This window comes from Leptolyngbya sp. FACHB-261 (assembly GCF_014696065.1).
Taxonomy (GTDB): domain Bacteria; phylum Cyanobacteriota; class Cyanobacteriia; order FACHB-261; family FACHB-261; genus FACHB-261.
This window is the reverse complement of sequence record NZ_JACJPL010000031.1, coordinates 882,195-905,252: the sequence shown is the minus strand read 5'-3', so window position 1 is coordinate 905,252 and position 23,058 is coordinate 882,195. Positions and strand designations below refer to the sequence as shown.

22 protein-coding genes are annotated in these 23,058 nt (G+C 52.7%); 10 read left to right on the top strand and 12 right to left on the bottom strand.

Features of this window, described 5'->3' with window-relative positions; translation table 11 throughout:
- The first annotated feature begins 51 nt into the window (after positions 1 to 51).
- Positions 52 to 522: a bilin-binding protein gene (locus tag H6F94_RS29270; protein ID WP_190805771.1), complete on the top strand. Its 471-nt coding sequence runs from the start codon at positions 52 to 54 to the stop codon at positions 520 to 522.
- Between the two features lie 17 nt (positions 523 to 539).
- Here the strand turns inward: H6F94_RS29270 and H6F94_RS29265 are convergent, their stop codons facing one another.
- Positions 540 to 1,472: a glycosyltransferase family 2 protein gene (locus tag H6F94_RS29265; protein ID WP_190805770.1), complete on the bottom strand. Its 933-nt coding sequence runs from the start codon at positions 1,470 to 1,472 to the stop codon at positions 540 to 542.
- Between the two features lie 497 nt (positions 1,473 to 1,969).
- On the opposite strand from H6F94_RS29265, the gene H6F94_RS29260 reads away from it, so the two are divergent.
- From H6F94_RS29260 to H6F94_RS29250, 3 genes are all read left to right on the top strand, one after another.
- On the top strand, positions 1,970 to 4,201 hold the full coding sequence (locus H6F94_RS29260; protein WP_190805769.1) for a glycoside hydrolase family 57 protein: 2,232 nt from the start codon (positions 1,970 to 1,972) through the stop codon (positions 4,199 to 4,201).
- 39 nt (positions 4,202 to 4,240) lie between these two features.
- Positions 4,241 to 4,789, top strand: coding sequence for a late competence development ComFB family protein (locus tag H6F94_RS29255; RefSeq protein WP_190805768.1), 549 nt, complete (start codon positions 4,241 to 4,243; stop codon positions 4,787 to 4,789).
- A gap of 155 nt (positions 4,790 to 4,944) precedes the next feature.
- Complete coding sequence (locus H6F94_RS29250; protein ID WP_190805767.1) at positions 4,945 to 5,445, top strand: hypothetical protein; 501 nt, start codon at positions 4,945 to 4,947, stop codon at positions 5,443 to 5,445.
- A gap of 112 nt (positions 5,446 to 5,557) precedes the next feature.
- On the opposite strand, the gene nadD is transcribed toward H6F94_RS29250, so the two are convergent.
- The gene (nadD, locus tag H6F94_RS29245; protein ID WP_190805766.1) at positions 5,558 to 6,451 is read right to left on the bottom strand and encodes a nicotinate (nicotinamide) nucleotide adenylyltransferase; all 894 of its coding nucleotides are present in this window, start codon (positions 6,449 to 6,451) and stop codon (positions 5,558 to 5,560) included.
- 74 nt (positions 6,452 to 6,525) lie between these two features.
- Here nadD and murC point away from each other — a divergent pair, with 74 nt between their 5' ends.
- From murC to H6F94_RS29230, 3 genes are all read left to right on the top strand, one after another.
- Positions 6,526 to 7,953, top strand: a complete 1,428-nt coding sequence (murC, locus tag H6F94_RS29240) for a UDP-N-acetylmuramate--L-alanine ligase (protein ID WP_190805765.1) — start codon at positions 6,526 to 6,528, stop codon at positions 7,951 to 7,953.
- Positions 7,950 to 8,894, top strand: a complete 945-nt coding sequence (gene murB / locus H6F94_RS29235) for a UDP-N-acetylmuramate dehydrogenase (protein WP_190805764.1) — start codon at positions 7,950 to 7,952, stop codon at positions 8,892 to 8,894. The genes murC and murB overlap by 4 nt, the downstream gene beginning before the upstream one ends.
- A gap of 123 nt (positions 8,895 to 9,017) precedes the next feature.
- Positions 9,018 to 9,362, top strand: a complete 345-nt coding sequence (locus H6F94_RS29230) for a YbaB/EbfC family nucleoid-associated protein (RefSeq protein WP_190805763.1) — start codon at positions 9,018 to 9,020, stop codon at positions 9,360 to 9,362.
- A 65-nt stretch (positions 9,363 to 9,427) separates the two neighbouring features.
- On the opposite strand, the gene H6F94_RS29225 is transcribed toward H6F94_RS29230, so the two are convergent.
- Positions 9,428 to 10,249 carry an ABC transporter permease gene (locus tag H6F94_RS29225; RefSeq protein WP_190805762.1) on the bottom strand — a complete coding sequence of 274 codons (822 nt, stop codon included), beginning with the start codon at positions 10,247 to 10,249 and terminating at the stop codon, positions 9,428 to 9,430.
- Positions 10,250 to 10,501: 252 nt separating this feature from the next.
- Positions 10,502 to 11,521 carry a 30S ribosomal protein S1 gene (locus H6F94_RS29220; protein ID WP_190805761.1) on the bottom strand — a complete coding sequence of 340 codons (1,020 nt, stop codon included), beginning with the start codon at positions 11,519 to 11,521 and terminating at the stop codon, positions 10,502 to 10,504.
- Here H6F94_RS29220 and H6F94_RS29215 point away from each other — a divergent pair.
- Positions 11,520 to 11,657: a hypothetical protein gene (locus tag H6F94_RS29215; protein ID WP_190805760.1), complete on the top strand. Its 138-nt coding sequence runs from the start codon at positions 11,520 to 11,522 to the stop codon at positions 11,655 to 11,657. The genes H6F94_RS29220 and H6F94_RS29215 overlap by 2 nt on opposite strands.
- A 43-nt stretch (positions 11,658 to 11,700) precedes the next feature.
- Here the strand turns inward: H6F94_RS29215 and nrdR are convergent, their stop codons facing one another.
- Together nrdR and H6F94_RS29205 are read right to left on the bottom strand one after the other, a co-directional pair.
- Positions 11,701 to 12,219, bottom strand: coding sequence for a transcriptional regulator NrdR (gene nrdR / locus H6F94_RS29210; RefSeq protein ID WP_190805759.1), 519 nt, complete (start codon positions 12,217 to 12,219; stop codon positions 11,701 to 11,703).
- 56 nt (positions 12,220 to 12,275) lie between these two features.
- Positions 12,276 to 12,713: a hypothetical protein gene (locus H6F94_RS29205; protein WP_190805758.1), complete on the bottom strand. Its 438-nt coding sequence runs from the start codon at positions 12,711 to 12,713 to the stop codon at positions 12,276 to 12,278.
- A gap of 155 nt (positions 12,714 to 12,868) precedes the next feature.
- Here H6F94_RS29205 and recA point away from each other — a divergent pair, with 155 nt between their 5' ends.
- Entirely contained in the window at positions 12,869 to 13,945 is a 1,077-nt protein-coding gene (recA, locus tag H6F94_RS29200; RefSeq protein ID WP_190805757.1) for a recombinase RecA, read from the top strand.
- A gap of 179 nt (positions 13,946 to 14,124) precedes the next feature.
- On the opposite strand, the gene H6F94_RS29195 is transcribed toward recA, so the two are convergent.
- The 5 genes from H6F94_RS29195 to H6F94_RS29175 all read right to left on the bottom strand — a co-directional run bounded on the left by H6F94_RS29195 (position 14,125) and on the right by H6F94_RS29175 (position 20,675).
- Entirely contained in the window at positions 14,125 to 15,300 is a 1,176-nt protein-coding gene (locus H6F94_RS29195; RefSeq protein WP_190805756.1) for a nucleotidyltransferase family protein, read from the bottom strand.
- Positions 15,301 to 15,433: 133 nt separating this feature from the next.
- Positions 15,434 to 16,180 carry a segregation/condensation protein A gene (locus tag H6F94_RS29190; protein ID WP_190805755.1) on the bottom strand — a complete coding sequence of 249 codons (747 nt, stop codon included), beginning with the start codon at positions 16,178 to 16,180 and terminating at the stop codon, positions 15,434 to 15,436.
- Positions 16,181 to 16,383: 203 nt separating this feature from the next.
- A complete protein-coding gene (locus tag H6F94_RS29185; protein ID WP_190805754.1) occupies positions 16,384 to 16,752 on the bottom strand; it encodes a lipopolysaccharide assembly protein LapA domain-containing protein in 369 nt (122 codons plus the stop codon).
- A 112-nt stretch (positions 16,753 to 16,864) separates the two neighbouring features.
- The gene (locus H6F94_RS29180) at positions 16,865 to 19,504 is read right to left on the bottom strand and encodes an efflux RND transporter permease subunit (protein ID WP_190805753.1); all 2,640 of its coding nucleotides are present in this window, start codon (positions 19,502 to 19,504) and stop codon (positions 16,865 to 16,867) included.
- A 91-nt stretch (positions 19,505 to 19,595) separates the two neighbouring features.
- Positions 19,596 to 20,675 (bottom strand): phytoene/squalene synthase family protein, encoded by a 1,080-nt coding sequence (locus H6F94_RS29175; RefSeq protein WP_190805752.1) that lies wholly within the window; start codon positions 20,673 to 20,675, stop codon positions 19,596 to 19,598.
- Positions 20,676 to 20,821: 146 nt separating this feature from the next.
- On the opposite strand from H6F94_RS29175, the gene H6F94_RS29170 reads away from it, so the two are divergent.
- Positions 20,822 to 21,559 (top strand): phosphorylase family protein, encoded by a 738-nt coding sequence (locus tag H6F94_RS29170; protein WP_190805751.1) that lies wholly within the window; start codon positions 20,822 to 20,824, stop codon positions 21,557 to 21,559.
- On the opposite strand, the gene H6F94_RS29165 is transcribed toward H6F94_RS29170, so the two are convergent.
- Positions 21,528 to 22,667 (bottom strand): glycosyltransferase, encoded by a 1,140-nt coding sequence (locus tag H6F94_RS29165; protein WP_190805750.1) that lies wholly within the window; start codon positions 22,665 to 22,667, stop codon positions 21,528 to 21,530. The two genes, H6F94_RS29170 and H6F94_RS29165, sit on opposite strands and share 32 nt — an antisense overlap.
- Positions 22,668 to 23,058: the final 391 nt, after the last annotated feature.

Sequence of the window (23,058 nt, the reverse complement as noted above, 5' to 3'; positions counted from 1 at the left end):
CACATCTGTCTTAAAGATTCTTAATATCTCGCTCTACTAAGAGGTTTTCCTGTGATTAGTCGAATTTCTATTTTGGTCCGTGAAACTGAAGGTCGATACCTCTACGACAGTGAGCTGAGTGTTTATACTCGCTATCTCTCGGAATTAAAAGCCCGCATTGCCGTTTACCAAAAGCTTCAGGCGCTTGAAACTGAGGTGATTGCTGAAATTGAAGGCAAACTTCGCCATCAAGATTCCAGCCTATTTCTCTACGGGGGTGAGGATGTGTCTTCCAAATGGAAGCGGGACACGCTGCTGACCTACCGAGCGATGGCTAAGGCTGTGCTGCTCGACGACGTAGACTACCTAAAACAAAGCTTTCTGCTATGGATGCAAACAATGATGCGAGCTTTCGGTGCTCTACGGAGCTGCGCTGAAACCTACATGCTGATGGGAACTGTCTTGCGCAGACGGCTGAGCAGCCCAGAGGTTGCCATACTGATGCCAGTCTTGCAAGTCATCCAACAGACCCTTGCTGAGTGACTGGGTAAACGGTGCTGTTAGACAGTACCTGTATGTTGCTCACGATAGGCAGCGTAGACCCCCTGCACGTTGTACCAATTTAGAAAGACACGGGCCAATTCCAGGGCTAGCTGAGGTTTGCCTCGGTCGATCAACCACTGCAACAGGGGTGCTAGAGTGCGCTCGTTAAGAGTTCCACCTAGAGATAGCAGCCCCCACAGCAGCCGGTGCAACCAGGTCATCTGAATCATCAGCCGCACTTCCCAGGTTGGGTGCTTCTGGTAAAACAACACGCCCATGCGTCCCCGCTGGATCTCCCGGTCGATCAGGTGAGGAATCTGCTTAAGATTGAACGGGGGATGCCAGTGGTAGCCGACAGCATCCGGGCACTTAATCAATTTGAGCCCCCGCTGTTTCAAGCGCACTCCCAGTTCTAAATCCTCCCAACCATAGAGTTGAAAGCGGGTATCGAACAGTCCCGCTTTCAACAACCAATGGCGGGCAATGGCAACATTACCAGTGGCGAAGTAAGCTGCCGAGAAGTCAGTAATTTTGTAAGGCTCGGCTGTGGGATCGTCAAAATTGGCAGTGTTAATCACCCGTCCGTAGGTAAAGGCGCGATCATTGCCTTGACTGCCCCAAGCCTGGTGTAAGCTCCGTTCATGAGCGCTGAGGAAGACGGGGGTTACTACCAGGTCACTATCGATGAAGATAATGACATCGCCAATAGCCTTCTCTACGCCCAGGTTGCGGGCAGCAGAGGGACCTGCATGGTCTTGCTGAAACAGGCGTACCTTGGTGAAACGCTCGGCATTGCGCTGCAAGAACTCGACCGTGCCATCCGTAGAACCATCATCTACCACCACGACTTCATATCCCTGACCTGCAGGCTGTTGCTGTTCTAGGGCATGCAGGCACTTCGTCAAGATGGGCAGACGGTTATAGGTCGGGATAACAACGCTGAAAAACATGGGCCGAATCGGGGCAACTGCTTACCACTGACAGAAGGGCTGAGATTTCGTTCCTCATGAGTTTGCCACAAAGCGGTTGATTTCTGCTGCTACGAGGGGCTGTCGTGGCGGTGTAGAAAGGTTTTGAGCTAGCCAATTAGCTACCTGGTGAACTGCGAGGTGAACTGCCATCAGAAGTTGCTAATGGTTCAACACTTGCCTTTTGCAGCCTTTCTCAGAGCAATTTGAGGTTTATAAAAACTTGGGATATTGCTGAATTTCCCAGTCAGAAATAGTAATTAAAAGTAATTTGGGTGAAAACTTTTCCTGACATATTTCAAGATGGCTAGATGGCTAATCCTTAGTTGAAGTTATTGAACGAAAGCGAAGGTAAATCTCCTTTCTGATGGTGAACTCAGCCCGTGATCCAGCTTCAGTGCTCATTAATTCCTAAGCAAGCCTCTAAAACTGAGGACAGGGATTAAAATTTCGGGGTATCCCGGTTGTCGTTCCAACCCATGCCTCACCCGCTCTACGTTGCCTTCATCTGGCACCAGCATCAGCCACTCTACAAGAGCCCAGTTGCTGGCAAGTATCGTCTACCTTGGGTGCGTCTACACGGCACCAAAGACTACTTGGATCTGATTCTAATTCTGGAGCGCTACCCAGCTCTGCACCAGACCGTTAATCTAGTTCCCTCATTGCTGCGTCAGTTGGAGGACTACGTTCAGGGAACTGCCTTTGACCCTTACCTCGAACTGCTGCTTTCACCCATCGAGAGCCTAGATCCACAAAAACAGCAATTTATCGTTGAACACTTTTTTGACGCCAACCACCACACGCTCATTGACCCCCATCCTCGCTACGCTGAACTCTACAATCAGCGACAAAGTCATGGTCATCAATGGTGTCTGGAGAACTGGACCAAAACTGAATATGGTGACCTGTTAGCCTGGCACAACTTAGCCTGGATAGATCCTATTTTCTGGGACGATCCTGAGGTAGAGCAGTGGCTGCGACAAGACCGCAATTTCAGTAACAGCGATCGCCAACGCATCTACAGTAAGCAACGGGAGATTCTGAGCCGGATTATTCCTCAACACCGCAAGATGCAGGAGTCGGGACAATTGGAGCTGACGACAACTCCTTACACCCACCCTATCTTGCCGCTGCTCGCTGACACCGAAGCTGCCCGAGTCGCTCTTCCCAACCTGCCTCTCCCTCGCAATCGTTTTACTTGGGAGCAGGATATCCCTTTGCATCTCACTAAAGGGGTTGAGGTTTATCAACAACACTTTGGTCGACAGCCACGCGGCCTCTGGCCCTCAGAACAGTCCGTCTCACCAGCAATTCTGCCCTATGTTGCCAAAGCTGGATTTAACTGGCTTTGCTCTGACGAAGGGGTATTGAGCTGGAGCTTGCAGCACTTATTCCGGCGAGATGACCACGGCAATGTGCTGGACCCTGAACTACTCTATCGCCCCTATCGTGTTGAGACTGCTGCGGGCGATCTAGCCATGGTCTTCCGCGATCACCGTCTCTCCGATTTGATCGGCTTCAGCTACGGTCCCATGCAGCCCACTGTTGCGGCCCAAGACTTTATCGGGCATCTAGAATCAATCGCCAATTCCCTCAAGACCCGTCAACCGGGTGGTGGTACAGCACTTGCGCAGCCCTGGCTCGTGACCATCGCTTTGGATGGCGAAAACTGCTGGGAATACTACGAGCGCGATGGGCTGCCCTTCCTAGAAGCTCTATATAGCCGCTTGAGCGAGCATTCTGAGTTGAAGTTAGTTACTGTCTCTGAGTTCTTAGAGGAATTCCCTCCCACGGCTATCCTGGCTGCCCAACAGCTTCATAGCGGCTCCTGGATCGATGCCAACTTCACGACCTGGATTGGCGCTCCGGTCAAGAATCTAGCCTGGGAATTGTTGACTGAAGCGCGCCGAGTCTTAGCCAATCATCCTGAAGCAACCCTAGAGAACAATCCAGAGGTTTGGGAGGCACTGCTAGCGGCTGAGGGGTCAGATTGGTTCTGGTGGTTTGGCGAAGGCCACTCTTCGAACCAAGATGCTATGTTCGACCAGTTATTTCGGGAGCATCTCATCGCCTTATATCGTGCTTTGAATGAACCCGTTCCGTCCTCACTTCTAGGTGATCTGGAAATTCATGATGGACCTGGCGATCACCTACCCCGTGGCTTTATTCATCCTTATATTGATGGCTTGGGCGATGAACAAGACTGGGACCGGGCAGGGCGCATTGATTTAGGGGGTGCTCGCGGCGCCATGCATCAGGCAAGCGCCATCCAGAGGCTGTGGTATGGCGTTGACCACTTCAACTTCTACTTACGCCTAGACTTTCGTAGCGGTCTCACACCTGGGGTTGATACGCCTTCACAACTGCATTTGTTCTGGTTCTACCCTGGTCGCATTCACCACAACAGCCCCGCCCCTCTAGCAAACCTGCCCGATCAAGCCCCGCTCAACTATTTCTTTCACCACCATCTGCTGATCGACTTAAAAACGCAAACGGTACGCTTCATGCAGGCGCGGGAATATTATCACTGGGAGCAACGCACCAATAACGTCCAGTTGGGACTCAACCAATGTTTAGAAGTCGCTATTCCCTGGAGTGATCTGGGCATTGAGCCCAGTTGTCCTCTACGGTTGGTGGCGATGCTTGCTCAGGACGGTTGTTTTCAAGCGGCTCTCCTCGACAAGGCTCTGCTCCCCATCGAAGCCCCCTAGGGTGCTATTGGCATACTTACCCTGAAACGGACGCCCATCATGAGTATTGAATCGATTATTGAACAGGCTCTTCAAGACGGTTATCTCACCCCAGCTATGGAAGCTGAGGTTGGCCGTATTTGTGACAGTGTCTCTGAGCTGAGCATTGAAGAGTACATGGCCCTTGACCGTCTCATGGGGGCGCTGCTAACTGGCGAAGTGGTTGCCGTTCCTCGCAAACAATTCATCAACGTGATGGAAGAGTTAGTGCTCACTGAATCAATTACCCGAGTTGCAGAGATTGAGGCTAACAGCGACAGAACTTTGGATTTGGGTGATATTGCTGCCTATGCTCTCAACCGACTGCCACCGCTTTATGCCACGACTGAAGAAGGGGCAAACTACCAGCGCCAACGGGCTCGCACAGAGTTACAAGAGCTAATCTCCACACAGGTGCAGGAGGCAATTACCCATAATCTGAATCGTCCTGAATTCTTCCCTGAGCGTCAGGCTCTGGGCAAAAGCTCTAACAAAGAAACCCTCAGCCAAGTCAGCTCTCTGCTGCAATCCTACGCACCCAATTTCGAGCACCAGTCCAGCCCTAGTTAGAGGTTCTGCCTCAAGCAGAGTGCGCAGCAAGGTTAAGCCAGCAATCTCCAGTAAGATTGCGTGAGACGGAGATAGAACGAGCCTCTAGCCAGACGACGGAGGTTGTGGCTGCAACTAGAATCGGGTTGAAACAAACTGAAGTTGAACCTGATCTCATGCTTCCCGTTAACCTTGTTCGCTGGACCGGTACTTTGGTTGTAGGGTTGGCTGGTCTCGCTGCTGTCCTGCCTGTCCAGGCTCAATCCAGACCTAGTGTCTTTAATGAGCCTCCTTACACCCGCCCAACGACTCAACCCTCAGCCCCTTCCTCCACTGCGCCTCCTGTTGAGAGGCTACAGGCACCCTCGGCGGTTGTCAGCCCACGGAATGGTCAGATCAGTATTGTCTTAGTGAACCAAACTGGTACAGAGGTGACCTATCAAGTCATTGGGGACACCAGCGAGCGCAGTCTCAGCGCAGAGTCAACCTATACACTGCGCGACTTGTCTGTTCCCACCAACATGAGCTTCTACCGCCCTGATCGTGGTCCCCTCGCCGTCGCAGCTGACTCACCAGCCCCTGGCGAATTACGGTTAGTATTCAGCCGTGGACCTAGCTTTGATGTCGACCGAACTTCGCTGACCGTTCAAGCCTCTGGCCAGGCTTTTTTAAATTAGGCTCTCTTAAGCCAGCTTTTCGAACAGGTTGTCTTGAACTGGTTATCTTAAACTGGTTATCCCGGACGACTCTCCTAGCCAGCTTCAGCTCGTTGGCTGCAATGTCTAACACCTAATCCCGGTAAAGCCCATGGGCTTCGATATAGGCCTGCACAGCGGCAGGAACCAGCCCTGCAATTGAGGTCCCTTGGGCAACAGCCTCTCGGATCTGCGTTGAGGAAACAGCTAGAGGCTTTAGGTTCAAAACAGACCATCTGAGAGGTAACTCTCGGGTGGTTAACTGTTGCTGCACCTGAGCAATCAGAGTCTGCAAAGGTCGACTCCCTGCGCGCGGAACGACTAACCAGTGACAGTGCTCTACCAGCTCTTCTAAGTCATACCAACGGGGTAGGCTAGCAAAGGTATCGCTCCCGATTAACCAGTGCCAGTCGGCTTGTGGTTGAGACTGGCGCAACTGCCTGAAAGTTTGTGCTGCAAACGAGAGCCCTGGGCGTTGCACTTCTAGGGTTGAAATGGTTTGGTTCAGCTTAGAGGCCAAGGCTAGTTCTAGCATTGCCAGTCGGTGTGCAACCGGCGTTGTTACTCTGCCAGATTTGTGGGGCGGATTAGCTGCCGGAAGCCAGAGGATTTGCGCTAGACCCACTTGCTGTTGCGCTTGCTGCGCCATGTTTAGGTGACCGCAATGCACAGGGTCAAAACTGCCACCGAAGATTGCTAGCCGTTGTGATGAAATCCCCTGAATTGGGAATGCTGCATCCATAAGATGAGGCATTACAGTGTGGTCAGCCAAGCTCTGTAAAGGGCCTAGCTTCGATCGAATCGGAATTTCAGAGCGAGCTCTCTGTGAAAACTCAACTTGAAGTTGCTTAGCCGCAGTTAGATCGCATTTCTGCCTCACCGATTCTCCCTCACGGTACATAGCAGCTCTGAGAATGTGCCGGATGATTAGATCAATCCGGGGACTACTTCCAACCTCGTGTAGCAGGATCATATGCGAGGTCAGCAATACTACCGGCAACAGATGATCCTTGATATGATGTCGCTGTCAAATCGGTGTGGTGTGGTGTTTGAGGAGCTAGGATGCTGAACTCGCTTGATTTCAGCGGTGGATCATTTCACTTTATAGGCATCGGCGGGATTGGCATGTCAGCCCTGGCCTATGTTTTAGCAAAACAGGGAAAATGCGTTTCTGGTTCAGATATTCGACCTAGCGCGATAACAAAACGTTTAGAGGATTTAGGCGTTCGGGTACTCTGGGGACATCAAGCTGAAAATTTGACTTTATCTAGTCAGGTATCAAAAGGCACTTGCGCACAGCTTCCTCAAGTTATTAGTTCCAGTGCCATTGATCCCCAGAATCCCGAGTATCGGGCGGCCCAAGACTTAACACTGCCCATTTTTCATCGGTCTGATTTGTTGGCTGCTTTGATCCAGCAGTATGAGAGCGTTGCGGTAGCAGGTACTCACGGCAAGACCACGACCAGTAGCTTGATCGCTTACCTGCTGTTGCAGGCTGGGCTTGATCCTACGATTGTCGTTGGCGGTGAAGTCAACGCTTGGAACGGTAATGCTCGGCTAGGTCAGAGCCCCTACTTAGTTGCTGAAGCCGATGAATCAGATGGCTCTCTGGTTAAGCTAATCCCTAGCGTTGGGGTCATCACCAATATTGAGCTGGATCACCCAGACCACTATGAGAGTCTCAATCAAGTCATTGAGACTTTTCTAACCTTCGCTCACCATTGCAAAACGCTAGTTGCCTGTTTGGATTGTCCAACTGTCGAACAGAATCTCCAGCCTGGCGACAGCTACGAGCTAATTGGTTACAGCCTCAAGGGACACCCTCAAGCACGTTACCGAGCAGATCGGGTGAGTTACGGCGCTGAAGGAACCTACGCCCGCATCTGGGAGAGCGAAACGGTTTTGGGCAAGATTCACCTCCGCCTGCTCGGTGAACATAACCTTAGTAACACTCTGGCTGCCATTGCGGTTTGCCGTGTCTGGGGTGTGGCTTTTGACGATATTGCTCAGGCGCTATCAAGCTTCAACGGCGCCCGCCGTCGCTTTGAGGTGCGTGGACAGTTTAAGGGCGCCGTTCTCATTGATGATTATGCGCATCATCCTAGTGAGATTAGAGCAACGCTGGCTGCAGCTCGTTTACAGAAGCCTAATCGGGTGATCGCAGTTTTTCAGCCCCATCGCTTTAGTCGTGCCCTAACCCTGCTGGAAGATTTTAGTCGAGCGTTCTCAGATGCAGATGTTGTCATCGTCAGTGCCATCTATAGCGCTGGAGAAGTTAATCCTGGCACTTTGAGCAGTGAACAGTTTGCCCAAAGTATTGCTGCACAGCATCCAGCAGTTCACTACCAAAGCAGTCTTGAGGATGTGCGCCAGTTTCTGGAACGCTTTCTAGCACCGGGAGATTTGGCGCTCTTCTTGGGTGCGGGCAACCTGAACCAAATCATTCCTCAGCTCTTGGCTGCTGAGCCCCAGGAAGTGGTGCTGTCATGACGATCTTTTACCCTGGGCTCGAAAGCCTCAGCCAACCAGAGCTGCCATCGCCTCCATCTCTGGTCCAACGCAGTGTTTCTCTAGCGCCCCTGACCTCCTTCCGTGTTGGCGGTCCTGCTGCCTGGTACGCTGCACCACGCACCTTGGAGGCCCTGCGAAGCTGTCTTCAATGGGCTCAGGATGGCGGGTTGCCGTTAACCTGGTTGGGTGCAGGCTCCAACTTGCTGATTAGTGATGCAGGCTTACCGGGTCTAGTCATTCACACTCGCTATTTGCGGGGTTTGCACTTTGATGATGAAACCGGACAGGTGAGAGCTGCTGCGGGGGAATCGATTGCCCGCCTGGCATGGCTGGCAGCAGCTCGGGGTTGGGAGGGACTTGAGTGGGCAGTTGGCATTCCCGGTACCATCGGCGGTGCGGTAGTCATGAACGCTGGTGCTCACGGTGCTTGGACATCTCAGTTGCTCCGTCAAGTTGAGCTGCTGTCACGTTTTGGCGGCAAACCTCAATTAAGCGAGCCTGAAGCCCTGGCCTTTAGCTACCGAACTTCTGGTTTACAGACTGGAGAATGGGTTGTAACCCAAGCTCAAATTCAGCTAGCGCCTGGTGGCGATCCTCAACGGGTTCGGACCATCACAGCAGAGCACTTACGGGCTCGCAAATCGACACAACCTTACAACCTGCCCAGTTGTGGTAGCGTTTTTAAAAATCCAGGCCCTCAAACAGCTGGCTGGCTAATCGAACACACTGGGCTGAAGGGTTATCAGATCGGCCAAGCCCAAGTTTCTCAGTTACACGCTAACTTTATTCTCAATTGCGGCGGAGCAACTGCCAGCGATATTTGGCGGTTGATCTGTCATGTTCAGGACCAGGTTGAGCAGCACTGGTCAATTCGCTTACGCCCAGAGGTCCAGATTTTGGGCGAGTTTCCTGCTATCTAAGCTGAATCTAACCTAACCTATGGCAAGGATAAAGCTTGCTTGCCGATGCAAAGGGGTTGGGAGTGCCATAATAAAGGCTGCCCTTCACTGGGATGTTCTCAAGCATAGTTGGTAAGCCTAGTTATGGCAGAAGGAAAGGGATTTGGGTTCGGCCTCGGCAAAATGAAAGAGCTGACGGAGGCGTTTAAGAAAGCCCAGCAAGTCCAAGAAGGGGCCAAACGCCTTCAGGAAGAGTTGGAGGCCATGGAGATTGTGGGTGAAGGCGGGGGCGGCTTGGTGAAGGTCACAGTGAGTGGCAACCAAGAGCCTCTAGGTGTTGTCATTGCCCCCGAAGCCCTCAACGAAGGTGCCGAGGTGCTCTCCGATTTAGTAGCAACGGCTATGAAAGACGCCTACAACAAGTCAACGGCCACTATGCGTGAGCGCATGGAAGAGCTGACAGGTGGCCTAAACCTGCCCGGCCTCTAAAACCCAGCTCCAGACTAAGAAGCGACCGGTTGACTTACTTCTAAGAGCCTCTCATGTAGAGGCTCTTAATCTTGTTGGTGTGCGAAACGATAAGCTCCGGCTAACGATAACACCACAGCCAGCAGTGCCAGGACCAATAAGGTATACCAGGGAAAATCAGCCAGTTCTCGAAGGGGAAGGTAAGCAGCTGCTCGCAAACCCACGCTGGCATAGGTTAGTGGTAACAGATACACAATTGCTTTGAGGAAGCCTGGTAACTGGGAGGGGTCGAAAAAGGTAGCTCCTAGAAAGGACATTGGCACAATCAAAAAATTGTTGTAAAGCCCTACGCTCTCTAAAGATTCCACCTTCAAACCAACCAAAACCCCCAGAGCAGAAAACACCATACAGTTGAGCAGCAGCAACAGCAAGAACATTGGATTGACAAAACTCACGAACTTGCCGGTTGCTAAAATGCCAACTGCCATCACCGAAGCGGAGGTCATTAAACCTCTTGTGACCCCTGCTAGCATTTTGCCCAGATGTAAGGCTAAAGGATGAACGGGCAGTAGCAAAATTTCTTCGAAGGTACGGCTATAAAGGCGCTCACCACAAATCGAGAACGTAGTGCCGCCAAAGCTGATCGTCATTGAGGAGAGGGCGACCATACCGGGCAAGATGAACTCAAGGTAGTTGTCGCCAAGGACCGGATCGGTGATGCGATCCATGGCAGAACCAAGCCCTAGACCAAAAGCCAGAATATAAATCAGAGGGGACACCAAGCCAGAGGCGATGATTTGTAAAATCCGCACTCGCAAATCCAGCCAATCGCCCCACCAGATCGTTAGGCTGTCTTCAAGGATTCGCTTGAACTGTGTTGGCGTAGCAGGCGTAGAAGCAAGCGACATAAGGGAGCTGTTGAACTTAGGGGCTAAAAAGAGGGGCAGATTCAATGCTGAACCTAAGCTGCATTATGACATCCTGCTTCTAGGTCTCACCTCATTAGCCGCAACCTCTAATTGACCTCACAGTGGCCTAAAGTTGACCATCTAGCTGAAGTTGCCCTAAAGCAAAGCAGCCTCAAAGAAGGAAAGAGGATTGCTTGAGTAGCAATCCTCTTTCCTTCTTTATCTAAATTAGTGGAGTGCTAGCTTGAAGACTTACTCTTCTTCGGTTCCTTCTTCGGTTGCTGTAGGCAGATCCTCCAAAACCGGAGCTAAGTTAACCTCAACATCACTGACAGCTTCTACGCCATCATCGCTGTCAGCTTCTACGTCATCATCAGTCCGACCACCGCCCAGCATTTGCTCGCGGTACTTAGCTGCCATCACCTCAGCATTGTCATAGACCAAGTTCGGGTCTTTAACCATGGCGCCAGGTTCTGGCTCCAACTGCTTGGTGGAAAGCGAGATTCGGCCTCGCTCAGCATCTAGGTCAATGATCATTACCTTGACCTCATCGTTGACATTGAACACACTGTGAGGCGTGTCGATGTGATCGTGTGAGATCTCGGAGATGTGCAACAAACCAGAAACACCGCCAATGTCAATGAAGGCACCGTAGGGCTTGATACCACGAACCACGCCTGTCACCACCTCGTAGAGTTCGAGACGGTTCATCTTCTTCTCAACCAGAGCACGACGATGGCTCAGGACTAAGCGGTTGCGATCTTCATCCACTTCCAAGAACTTGAGGGGTAATTCCTCTCCCACTAGTTCCTCTTTCGGCTTACGAGTGCTGATGTGGGAGCCGGGAATGAACCCCCGCAGCCCTTCAATGCGCACCAGGGCACCGCCTCGGTTAGTCGCGAAGATGAGAGAGCGCACCGTGGCGTCTTCCTTCTGGAGCTGACGCACCCGTTCCCAGGCTCGCATGTATTCGATGCGACGAATGGAGAGGGTGAGTTGTCCCTCCTCGTTCTCGTCTGTCAGAATAAAGAACTCGCGGGTCTCGTTCGACTGGAGGACCTCTTCGGGACCGTCGATGCGGTTGATTGACATCTCCTGAATAGGGATGTAGGCAGCCGTTTTGGCGCCAATGTCAATCAAAGCTCCGCGTGGCTCGATGCTGAAGACGGTTCCTGCAACGATGTCGCCAGGGCTGAAATGGTAGTCGTATTTGTCTAGAAGGGCGGCGAATTCTTCGTGGGTAAAGCCGACATCGATTGCTGGGTTGACCATGCTTGCTAGTGTCCTGGTGATGATCTCCGTATGGGATTTGCCTCCTGTGAGTGCACCGCACGCTGCGAGAGCGGGCATAGACGCTGCTGATTCAGACACCGAGATCGGTGTGCTGCAGACAGCACTAGAGGGCTAGATCAAACATCATAACCGAATCGGGTCGATGAAGAGAAGTCAACCTAAAGAACCACCGGGCTGCTACTCTCTCGGTTACGGCTGTCGCTGACTGCTGGTTCGACGTCACCCATCCGATTGCGCAGTTGATTGAGTTCTTCCGCAAAGTCGCGGATACCTCGAAACTGCCGATAAACTGAAGCAAAACGCACGTAAGCAACTTCGCTCAAACCTTGGAGCTGCTGGAGAACCATTTCACCAATTTCAATACTGGCGACCTCTCGAGTAGCCTGCTGCTGAAGTTGGGCTTCAATCTCATCGACTAATGCCTCGATTCGCTCGGCATGAACTCCTGTCTTCTCACAGGCTCGAACCACACCTCGCAACAGCTTAGAACGGTCAAATGACTCTCGCTGCCCATCCCGCTTAATCACGGTGACAGGCACGAACTCGATCCGCTCATAGGTTGTGAAGCGACGCTTACACTTGAGGCATTCACGGCGTCGACGAATACTCTGGCCGCTCTCCGCTGAGCGCGACTCCAAAACCCGGCTGTCAGTATGTTGGCAAAATGTACAGCGCATAGTATTTCGTATATTGGCTGAAGCTGACCCAAAAAACAATCTTTTGCAAGGCAAGCTTAGGAAACAGTAGCTTCAAGCTGTCGGTTGAGTGTCTGGCACCAAGCGGCAGCCAGGCTGACTTCGGTAAAAGGGATTTCTGCAGGTGGGTCAGCCACTAACTCTAGAACCACCCGCTTGCCAGTCACTGGTTTGCTAGCCGGTTTGTCAGTCAATAGCTCACTGGGGTCGATCCGTTGCCCATCTACATTTAGGTAAATGGCTTGCACCTGCTGTAAACGAACTCGCTGTAGCTCTACAGGGCCACGGCGGGTAGGCTTGCCCCAAATTAGATCTTCTCCATCCTGACCCAGGACAGCATAAATGTCATACTTAGCCCGTCGGAAGCCTGCAGCCCAACGTCGATAAGCCTCCACTTTCTGGTACTCGTTCCAACCAGCCCAGGTTAGCCAGATAAACAGGGCTAGCAGCGGCAGCCAGAGTAGTCCGCGCTCCATATGATTTTTTACATTTAGGACCCTGCTCTATTGTGACCGATTGCTGGATCACAGGGGTAGGCGGATCTACATCTGGAACCGCCCTCCAGGGACAGAAGCCACTTGCTATATTGAAGGTCGCACGCTCTGCATACCTCATAACTGGACTCTACGCAATGGCCCCTAAGTCAACGGACAGCCCCGACAAACAAAAGGCCTTGACCATGGTGCTCAACCAGATTGAGCGCAACTTTGGGAAGGGCGCGATCATGCGCTTAGGGGACGCCACCCGGATGAAGGTGGAGACATTTCCCAGTGGCGCGCTGCCCCTAGATCTGGCGCTCGGCGGTGGCTTGCCCAAGGGGCGGGTAGTCGAGATCTATGGCCCAGAAAGCTCAGGCAAAACCACCTTGGCTCTGCACGCGATTGCGGAAGTGCAGAAGGCAGGCGGCGTTGCAGCTTTTGTGGATGCAGAACATGCTCTAGACCCAGTCTACGCAGGGGCTCTGGGTGTCGATATTGAGAATTTGCTAGTTTCCCAGCCAGACACTGGCGAAGCTGCGTTGGAGATTGTGGACCAACTCGTCCGCTCGGCAGCTGTAGATATTGTGGTCATCGACTCTGTGGCTGCTCTGGTACCTCGCGCAGAAATTGAAGGCGAGATGGGTGACTCTCATGTGGGTCTGCAAGCCCGCTTGATGAGCCAAGCTCTGCGCAAGATTACTGGCAACATTGGCAAATCGGGTTGCTTGGTCGTTTTTCTCAACCAGTTGCGTCAGAAAATTGGGATCTCCTACGGTAACCCTGAGGTCACTACAGGCGGTAACGCTCTGAAGTTCTATGCGTCGGTGCGCCTGGATATCCGTCGGATTCAGACTCTCAAGAAGGGCACTGAGGAGTACGGCATCCGCGCCAAAGTAAAGGTTGCCAAAAACAAAGTTGCTCCTCCCTTCCGCCGTGCTGAGTTCGATGTGATCTTTGGTAAAGGCATCTCAACCATAGGTTGTTTGGTTGATATGGCTGAGGAAACTGGCGTGATCACCCGCAAGGGTGCTTGGTACAGCTACAACGGCGACAATATTGGCCAGGGCCGCGATAACACAATCAAACTGCTGGAAGAGAAGCCAGAGTTCGCTCGTGACCTGGATGCGCAGGTACGACAGAAGTTGGAGATGGGGGCAGTGGTCTCCGCTAACTCGGTTAGCCCCAGTGACGAAGGTGAGGAGGACGAAGAATACTTCGAAGAGGATTAAGGCTCCTCTGCTCGCTTGCGGCCAGCGACTGCCAATCTAAGTGCCACCTAAGCCTAAGCACCTAGTTAGACGAGATAAATAATTATCCCCAGTCCATCACTCTTCAAGGGCTGGGGATAGTTCTTAATGGAATTGAGCTAGTGGCAATGGGCTACTGGCGATGAGCGACTGGTGATAGTTTACAGACGGGCATCGCTGCCGAGCAGTTCGGCAATGGCTTGCTGTTCGACCGCTGGTTTGATAGGAGGGTGAGGCTGGCGGGCATCCGTGATTAGCCAATCCAAAGCCGCTGCTTGCACGTCGATAGTTGCCCCAGTCTTGTCTACGCAGTAGCGACCAAAGACGAGCTTGTCCACCAGTCTCACATCTGGTCCCAACCGCGAGTATTCAAAGATGACGCTGCGTTCGACCGTAGCACCACCGCAGATGTGGCAGTTGGGGCCAATCATTGTTGGTCCAATGATCCGGGCGCCATCATCGATTTTGGTCATACCACCGATGTAGACTGGCCCTTCAACCTCAACTTTGTCCCAGTTCACAGCCACGTTCAAGCCGGTGTAAATGCCAGGGGCAACTTCGTGGCCAGGAATGTCAACGTTTTTGACCTTGCCGCGCAGTACATCCTGGATGGCTTGCCAATAATCAGGAACCTTGCCAATATCAACCCACTCAAAGTCCATGTTCACGCCGTAGAAGGGCGCATTCATCTCGACCAGCTTGGGGAAAAGCTGACTACCGATGTCGTACTCTTCGCCAGAAGGGACATAGTTAAGGACTTCGGGTTCGAAGATGTAGATGCCGGTATTGATACAGTTCGAAAGCGCTTCTTCGACCTTAGGCTTTTCCTGGAACTGACGAATGCGTCCGTCTTCGTCAGTAACAACGACCCCATAACTGGAGACTTCTTCCTTGGGCACTGTCTTCATGACAATGGTGGCAATGGAACCTTTTTTGCGGTGCCACTCCACTACCTCGCTCAGGTTCAGATCAATCAGACCGTCACCGCACATAACGATGAAGGTGTCATTGAAAAAGGGCGAGAAGTCCTGAATCTTTTTGAGCCCGCCTGCTGAGCCTAGGGCTTCGCCAACTAACTCGCCATTCTCATCAATATGGCCTTCGAAGGAATAGGCGATCTGAACGCCAAATTTTTGGCCGTCTCGGAAGTAGTTCTCAATTTCGTTGGCGAGGTGACTGACGTTCACCATGATTTCGTCAAAGCCATGCTGACGAAGTAGTTCCACCAGGAACTCCATGACTGGCTTTTGCAGGATGGGAATCATCGGCTTGGGAATCACATAGGTGATCGGACGGACGCGGGTTCCCTTGCCCGCCGCCAGGATCATGGCTTTCATAAGTTCACTCTCAAACTTGGGCGATTCGGATACGGAGCACTAGATCTTAGGGGTGTCCTAGACACGCCCTTTTGCCTATTCAAGTTAGGGGACCAGAAACAGGATGGCATACCCAAACGCTGTTGCCACCCACTTAGCTGTCTCCAGAGAGATCCAGAGGACGGAGCTTGAGGTCAATATAAAACTCATCCTGTGACAGTTCCACTCGGGACCGGGCCGACAGCAGCAACAACGCCCAGAAAACGCCGACCCGGTCGTTATAGAACTCTAGTAATCGGTCCAGGTCTAGCCACCCCTCTGCCTGTGGCACCACAGTGGACCAGTGATTCACCAGAAAGTGCTCTAGCTCTTCCACCACTTCGGAGAGGTTTTCTCGGTGGGCTAGCTGAGCAATGGCTTGCAGGGCCTTGGTCCGTGATGTGCGTCCATTGTTTGGTAAACCGCGCTTAGGTCTGGATGGACCTGACTGCTCCAAGCTAGAGGCCATGATCTCTAGCTGAGTAATCAGTTCCTGCAGCGTAATCGGACGCGCTGTTGGGGGCAAAGCGGCCGGGCGGCGGCGTAACTGGTGCTCTAGAGGGTAAGGCAGGCCATTGCCAAGGGCTACTGCATCTAGCAGCTCCAGTAACTCCTCAGGCTCATCGCTGGACTCTTGCTGCGTTTCCATCTGAGCCAAAGTTTGTGCTTTCAGCAGAATCAGGGTCGAGGCGTAGAGTAACGCCTGCCCCGATTTGTATAGGTCCTGCTGGTTTTTGGGTGCCAGTTCGGTAAGGAATCGGTCAATCACATCAATGACGTGAACATCCCAGGGATTAATCTCTCCCCGTTCTGCTAAATCAATCAGCAGCGAAATCGCATCCTGGGCGAGAGAATCCGCCATTGCGTTATTTCTGGTTCCTTTCGCTGGTTCAAACCTTGTAGTGATTCTAGTCGGGATGGCCTTGCTTTGTCGGCATTTCGCTGAACTGCTACTTTGCTTTCAAGAAAAAGATTGCGGCCCCAACAATTAGCGCCAGCAAAGCCAGAGGTACCCAGCTATCCCACTCCATTCTTAATCAGAAGCAATTTAGAGGCATCTGGAAGTTAAGAGTAAGCTGGCTTGCCAGAGCTGGATTCAACCGTCTCAGCATCAATCGCTTCACTACTGGGTGCAGGAGGCAGTTGCCGCTGTTCCTGAACAGCTACTTCGAGTTGCTGCACCTGCTGCTGGAGCTGCTGAATCTGATTATTCTTTTCGCGCAGAGCCATCAAGCGCTGTAAGCGGCCCCAAACGCTAAATAACCAGGCTAGAACTGCGCCTAACCCCATCGCCAGAATCAATTCCACTGCGATAGGTGCTTGTAGCTGAAGACGATCAGTGAGTTGAATGCTAGCCAATTCTGTGTTCTCCAGGGAGAACAGAACTAGGGCGAGGGCAATGACAAAGATTAGAACAAAATTGATCTGTCGCATGCTGTTTTCTCCGTTCACTTCTCAGACGCTAACAGTATAAACAGGCTACCCAGTTTTGCTGCCCGGTTTATTACCTAGTTCTGCAACCTGACTATGCCGTTCTAGTTGAGTTTTAGGGGCTGGGTAGAGACTGCTTACGCTTACCTCCGGCTAAATCATCAAGCAAGGCGTAGGCAACTGGAATGACCACCAGACTCAATAGGGTGGAGGCAGTCAGGCCACCAATAATGGCGATTGCCATTGGGGCTCGTGTTTCTGCACCAGCACCCAGTCCCAAAGCGACTGGAACCATGCCTAATAGGGTCGAGACTGTGGTCATCAAAATCGGTCGCAAACGCACTGGGCCTGCTTTGAGAATGGCCTCCGTGCGTTTGAAGCCTTGCTGCCGTAGTTGATTGATGTAGTCCACCAGTAGAATCGCGTTTTTGTCCACCAGCCCCATCAGAAAGATCACCCCAATCAGAGAAATCATGCCGAACTCGCGACCTGTCACCAGCAACGCCACGACTGAACCAGTCAGTGATAACGGCAGCGACAGCAGAATGACTAGGGGGTCCGTCCAACTGCGCAGCAACACGACCAGGACAACCAGGATGCACAGCACCGACAGCGACAGGGTCGTACTAAAACTACTGAATACCTCATTCAGCCGCCCAGAGTCGCCGCCCAAGTCCAAGCGAATACTGGGTGGTAGATTCAAGTCTTTAGCTGCTGCCACTACCTCTGCAGTCGCATCACCCAGACTGGTATTGCGTGCCAGGTTTGCAGTAACCACCACAGCTCGCTGCTGATCTTGCCGATCAATTTGAAATTCACCCAGCGGGGTTGCAGTGACGTCTTCCAGGCCTCGAAGTTGGCCCAGACGTTCCTGAAGGCGACTGGAAGCGTCCTGTAAAGCTTTAATCTCATTGCCAAGCAGCACTGCCTTCAGTGGTTTCTCTCCTCCTAGATCAACTACCTGTGGATCTTCGACGCTGATGTTGACGTCGGCTAGCTGGGGCAGGTTGTCTCGAACCTGCTCTTGCAAGTGAAAGGTGCTGATCTGGCGCTGTTCAGGCGGCACAAGTTTGACGTAGAGACTGCCGCGGTTGGACTGACCTTCGCGAGAACCTACGGTTGTGAAGACTGTTTGGATATCTGGAAAGCGTTTCAGTGAGGTTTCAATCCGCTCAGCAATCGTGACCGAATCGGACAACTGAACGCTGGGCGGGGCTGAATAAACAACGTTGAACTCTCCTCGATCCAAACGAGGAATAAAGCCCTTAGGCACCAGAGGGATCAGGGCCAGGCCAAGCACAAAGGTTGCCAGGGCACAGCCAACTACCAGCCAACGATGGCTCAGCCCCCAGCGCAGCAGTCGATAATATTGCTCGACTAGGGTCGTCCAGAACTGCCCCTCTTCTGAATTGCTCCTCTGAGGGCGATTGGAGGGTTTTAGCCAGTGGGCAGCAACCACGGGCGAAAGCGTCCGCGCCACCAGCAGAGAAGCAAGAACAGCGGCAGACACTGTGATGCCAAAGGGTTTGAAGAATTGCCCGATGACATTACCCATCAGGGCAACAGGCAGAAACACCGCCACAATTGTGAGGGTGGCAGCAGTCACTGCCCAACCGATTTCTGACGTTGCGTCAACTGCTGCCTCATAGGGGGACTCACCAGCTTCGATATGCCGCATGATGTTTTCCACGTCCACGATGGCGTCATCGACCACAACACCAATCACTAGGGCGATGGCCAGTAGCGTAATCGTCTCCAGATTGAAGCCGAAGCTTGCCATCACGATGAAAGTTGCCAGCAGGGAGGTAGGGATCGCCAAGGCTGAGATTAGTGTGGCCCGCCAGTTCCGCAGAAATGGGTAGATGACCACCACAGCCAGGATGAGGGTGAAACCCAAGTCGTGCAGGGTAGATTCGATAGCGGCATGGATATAGTCAGCCTGATTCGCTGCCAAAATCAGGCGTGTCGGAGGCTTCAAACTGCCTCGCAACTGCTCGATTTCACGCTCAACCCGACCCACCACATCAAGGGTGTTAGCATCTCCCCGTTTCACCACCCGTAATCCCAGAGCCGCCTCGCCATTGAAGCGAATGCGGTTAGAGCTGTCAGGGCTACCTAAGATTGGCACCTGTAGCACACCGGGTACCTTCTCTAAGGCAGGTACCAGTTGATCGCGAGCGAGCTGGGCAAGCTGTGCTACGTCTTCCCCTTCCAAGACATAGCTGAGGGGTGCTGTCTCGTTGAGATTAATCGGCGTGACCTTAGTGATTGCGCCGGTAGGTAGAGAGACCTGTTTGAGCGCAGCCTCAACCCGTTGGGTAGCATTAGCCAGATCAGTGCCGACATCAAAGGGCAAGCTGATCACTGCCTGTCCCGGATAGCTGGTCGATTGAATTTCACCTGCTCCCTGGAGCTGGCTCAGCTGACGTTCCAGGGGCACAACTACATCGGCCTCAACAGTGGCGGCACTGAGTGGTAAGGCACCACCCGGCAACGAAATCCCCACCGGCAGCTCACCACTGGATGGCAAACCGGAGGCAGGCGAGTCGGCAGCAGCAGCAGGGACGCTGACACTAACAACTACGACTGGAAACGTGATATCCGGAAACAGGGCGTACTTCAGAGAGCTAAAGGCCAGCAGCCCTGCCGTCATCACTGCCAGCCAGAAACCTACAATCAGTCGCGGGTGTTGAATGGCCCAGCGTGACAGGTTAAAGCGAGGACGTTCCGGTAGAGGTGAAAACGGACGGGACATGATTTAGAGGCCAAAAGACGCTCCAAATGTATCACCTTGACCGTTATCACTCAGCCTTGGCATCCCTCTTCTGTTGTTTTTCTGAGGGATTTCAGGATGTCTCACCTAACACAAATGGGGCGCGACGCACTTGCTTGATCAACCAACGCACCCCGCGGTCACTAACGACCGACATTGGACCCGCTAGCATCAAAGACTTCACCTCGTTGCGGGAAATCTTGACTGAGCCACCTGACTGCAACATCGCGGTTGACTGGCACAAATCACGCAGCGTTGCATAGGCAAATAAGAGCGGCAGAATGCAGAACAACCGAATGGGCACCGCTGCTCGGGGGATGAGTAGGGTATATTCCAACGCTTCGTCTAAGTCACGCCAAGCTAGCTCAATCAAGCCAGCAACTGCAGCTCGGTTGTGCTCTGTGTGCTCTGGACTCAGCAGCAACTGATGACTGCTACCCACCGCGAGCAGCGATTGCTCCGGCACATAGATCGCATTCTCGTGCTCGACGTCCCAGGCAATGTCCTTGAGGATGTTCACGGTCTGGAGAGCTTCACCAAAGGCTTCGCACTTAGGCAGCAACAACTCGTACTCCCGCTCACCCACGAGTAACGAATGCTCGTGCCACAGATCGCTGAGCAAGTGGCCGACTGTGCCAGCCACGTAGTAGCAGTATTCTTGATACTCAGAGAGCGTTTGGATTCGGATGCCCTGAGGGTGGAGGCCAACGAACTTTTTCATGCCTCGCACCATTTCCACAACCCAATGGCGCACTCGAATTTGTGATTGCGCTGGTAGGGTTCGGAACATCACAAAGACGAGATCTGTGTGCTGCACCAGTTCGACATGCGCTGCCTCACCCGTAACTGGATGGGCCAGAGCCGCGAACTTATCGGCTAATTCGCTGCTCTCGAAGCACTCCAGAAAGCACTCCAGCAGCAAGACTTTACGCTCAGTAGCAACGGCAGGATCGTCTTCTAGCGTGTCAGCAATCCGGCACAGTAAATAAGCACAAAGTACAGCTCGGCCCAACTGACCCGGCAAAAAGCGAATACTCAGGGCAAAGGTTCGCGAAACTTTTGACAGAATCTCTTGGCAGAAGCGTTCAGCCTGCTTTTCAACCTGCCTCTGTTGCTTAGGCTGAAGCAGAGGCTCAAGTGTTGTCTGAATCATTGCGGATCGCTCAAGCAGCTAGTTCACTCACCACACCCAACGCCCGACTTCCCGTAAAACCGAGAATAAGGGACCATAAATAAGCCAGGAGTAGCAATCAGCAATCGATAGCTCTCGCATCCTGTGCTCTGCGAGGAAGATAGCATATGCCTGTTGAATCAGACCTGCCCATTCCTGTGAGATTAAACGCTTCTGGACCTTTAACAGGTCCCTCCGCTCTAATTAGCGGCATTGATGCAGTTTTAGTTCCCCAAGGCGCGGAGTACCAGGCAGTAGTGCGGGCGCTGCCCCCCAACGGCCCTCTTGTGGTTCCCTTGGCTATTGGTCCTGCCCAGGCGCAAGCACTAGCCTTGTCTCTAAAAGAGCGCCACTGGCGACGGGTTTTAATCACAGGCGTATGTGGCAGCCTTGCTCCCAACTATGGCATAGGCACAGTGGGCGTGTACGAGGGCTCAGTCAATGGCACAGACTCAGAACTGTGTGACCCAACCCTGACCTCAGCACTGTTGACAGCACTGCCCGAAGCGGTAGCAGTGCGAGGACTGACGACTGAGCGGGTGTTGTGTCAAGTGGCAGAAAAACGCTCTGCCCAGCAAACTTCTGGCGCTCAGGTTGTAGACATGGAGAGTTACCCTCTCTTGCAAGAGCTATCGGCAGCAGGTGTGGCGGTAGCCGTACTGCGGGTGGTGAGCGATGACTGCCAGCATGACCTGCCTGATCTCAACACCGCGATCGATGCTCAAGGGCAGTTACAGCCTCTCGCCCTAGCCTGGCAACTCTTGTGTCAACCCCTGGCAGGCTATCAACTGGTCAGAGGCTCTTTGCGTTCGCTGCGGGTGTTGCAGCAGACCCTCAGGTGTCTGTTCCCGGCGCAGCCTCAGTAAGGCTATAGGTGCGGCCTTTCCAAGCACCGCCTCGTCCGCTCCAGTGGCGCAGGGCAGAATCGATGGTCATGGCGGTATAGAGCAGGCCCGCTAGGGGCAGAGTGAACGCCCACCAGGGCGAGCTGCCATACAGTCGTACGGTTGGCCAATAGGCTAGCGACATCAGCAACCAGCTCCCTAATGTCAGCACGGGGATCAGGTACAGCAAAACCATACCCAGCACTGTCCCGGTTAGCAGCCAGGGCGAGTAGTCTAACTGCGTAAAGGCCGTGCGGGCTACCATATTCCAGATCTCACTGAGCGTATCGTAGGGCCGTAGGCTGAGAACATCGCGAGTTAAGCCAAGCCAAACTCGGCCACCACTCCGCTTAATTAGGGCAGCCAGAGCGCAGTCGTCAATTAAAGCCCCACTAATTGTCTGAAGTCCTCCGGCTTGCATGAGGCTTTGGCAACGTAGCAAAACACAGCCCCCCGCGGCGGCAGCTGTGGCTCGGGCTGGATTATTGGCCCAACGGAAGGGATAAAGTTTTTGAAAAAAGAACACAAAAGCGGGGATCAGCAGGCGTTCCCAAAAGGTTTGCACGCGCAGCAGCACCATTAGCGACACCAGATCCAATTTTTCCTTCTGCGCTTTGCTAACTAAGGTGCGCAGGCTCTGAGGCGAGTGGGCTATATCTGCATCAGTAAACAGGAGAAACTCGGCCTGGGCCTGGGCAACCCCTTGATGCATTGCCCAAAGCTTGCCGGTCCAACCGGAGGGCAATGGCTCGGTTTGAATGACTTTAAGCCTGCCGTTGCTATCCAAACTCCGGGCAACTTCGCCGGTTCCGTCTTCGCTACGGTCATCTACCAGAATGATTTGGAAGGGACCCGGATAATCTTGCTGTAGCAATGTGGGCAGGGTTTGGGGCAAGACGTCTGCTTCGTTGCGGGCAGGCACAATGGCACATACTGAAGGCCAAGTTTTTGATTCATTGGTAGACTCTGAAGCTGAAAACTCTGAAGGTTCCAAGTGCTGATCGCAACGCCAGAATTGGCCTCTGAATAGCAGCAACCACAGCCAAGCGAGCGCGGATATTGCAGCGAGAATCAACCACAGACCTGCCACACTAAAATCTCCTCACGTGATAAATCTCTTATATCAAGATGAGCGTCGTTCATACCTTCACGCGTCTTGCCTTGAGAAAACGGTTGCCGTCAGGATCTAGAAAATCAATCAAATCTACTAGCGCATGTTGCAAAAGAATCAGGCGTTGTTGATGCTCTCCCTACTCTTAGGCTAGGAGTTTAAGATCATGGCGTAGGTCGTCAAACCAACGGCTAAAACTCGTATCTTCTTTTTCTAAAAACATCACCTACTAATACTGAACTTCTTGAGTCAAAATCTCCAGTCATCCTAAGTATTTTGCCAGAACACACAAAGTGTATTGAATGGCATGCTTTTTCCCTGAAAATGTGTCATTTCCGCAAAACTATTTGAGAAAATTCAGGTTCACATT

Coding starts and splice junctions, on each gene's coding strand:
- H6F94_RS29185 (WP_190805754.1), bottom strand. CDS start 16,752: ATGCGACAGATCAATTTTGTTCTAATCTTTGTCATTGCCCTCGCCCTA.
- H6F94_RS29175 (WP_190805752.1), bottom strand. CDS start 20,675: ATGATTCAGACAACACTTGAGCCTCTGCTTCAGCCTAAGCAACAGAGG.
- recA (WP_190805757.1), top strand. CDS start 12,869: ATGGCCCCTAAGTCAACGGACAGCCCCGACAAACAAAAGGCCTTGACC.
- nrdR (WP_190805759.1), bottom strand. CDS start 12,219: ATGCGCTGTACATTTTGCCAACATACTGACAGCCGGGTTTTGGAGTCG.
- H6F94_RS29265 (WP_190805770.1), bottom strand. CDS start 1,472: ATGTTTTTCAGCGTTGTTATCCCGACCTATAACCGTCTGCCCATCTTG.
- H6F94_RS29195 (WP_190805756.1), bottom strand. CDS start 15,300: ATGAAAGCCATGATCCTGGCGGCGGGCAAGGGAACCCGCGTCCGTCCG.
- murC (WP_190805765.1), top strand. CDS start 6,526: ATGCTGAACTCGCTTGATTTCAGCGGTGGATCATTTCACTTTATAGGC.
- H6F94_RS29255 (WP_190805768.1), top strand. CDS start 4,241: ATGAGTATTGAATCGATTATTGAACAGGCTCTTCAAGACGGTTATCTC.
- H6F94_RS29250 (WP_190805767.1), top strand. CDS start 4,945: ATGCTTCCCGTTAACCTTGTTCGCTGGACCGGTACTTTGGTTGTAGGG.
- H6F94_RS29220 (WP_190805761.1), bottom strand. CDS start 11,521: ATGGTCAACCCAGCAATCGATGTCGGCTTTACCCACGAAGAATTCGCC.
- H6F94_RS29215 (WP_190805760.1), top strand. CDS start 11,520: ATGCTTGCTAGTGTCCTGGTGATGATCTCCGTATGGGATTTGCCTCCT.
- H6F94_RS29230 (WP_190805763.1), top strand. CDS start 9,018: ATGGCAGAAGGAAAGGGATTTGGGTTCGGCCTCGGCAAAATGAAAGAG.
- H6F94_RS29170 (WP_190805751.1), top strand. CDS start 20,822: ATGCCTGTTGAATCAGACCTGCCCATTCCTGTGAGATTAAACGCTTCT.
- H6F94_RS29205 (WP_190805758.1), bottom strand. CDS start 12,713: ATGGAGCGCGGACTACTCTGGCTGCCGCTGCTAGCCCTGTTTATCTGG.
- H6F94_RS29180 (WP_190805753.1), bottom strand. CDS start 19,504: ATGTCCCGTCCGTTTTCACCTCTACCGGAACGTCCTCGCTTTAACCTG.
- murB (WP_190805764.1), top strand. CDS start 7,950: ATGACGATCTTTTACCCTGGGCTCGAAAGCCTCAGCCAACCAGAGCTG.
- H6F94_RS29190 (WP_190805755.1), bottom strand. CDS start 16,180: ATGGCGGATTCTCTCGCCCAGGATGCGATTTCGCTGCTGATTGATTTA.
- H6F94_RS29225 (WP_190805762.1), bottom strand. CDS start 10,249: ATGTCGCTTGCTTCTACGCCTGCTACGCCAACACAGTTCAAGCGAATC.
- H6F94_RS29260 (WP_190805769.1), top strand. CDS start 1,970: ATGCCTCACCCGCTCTACGTTGCCTTCATCTGGCACCAGCATCAGCCA.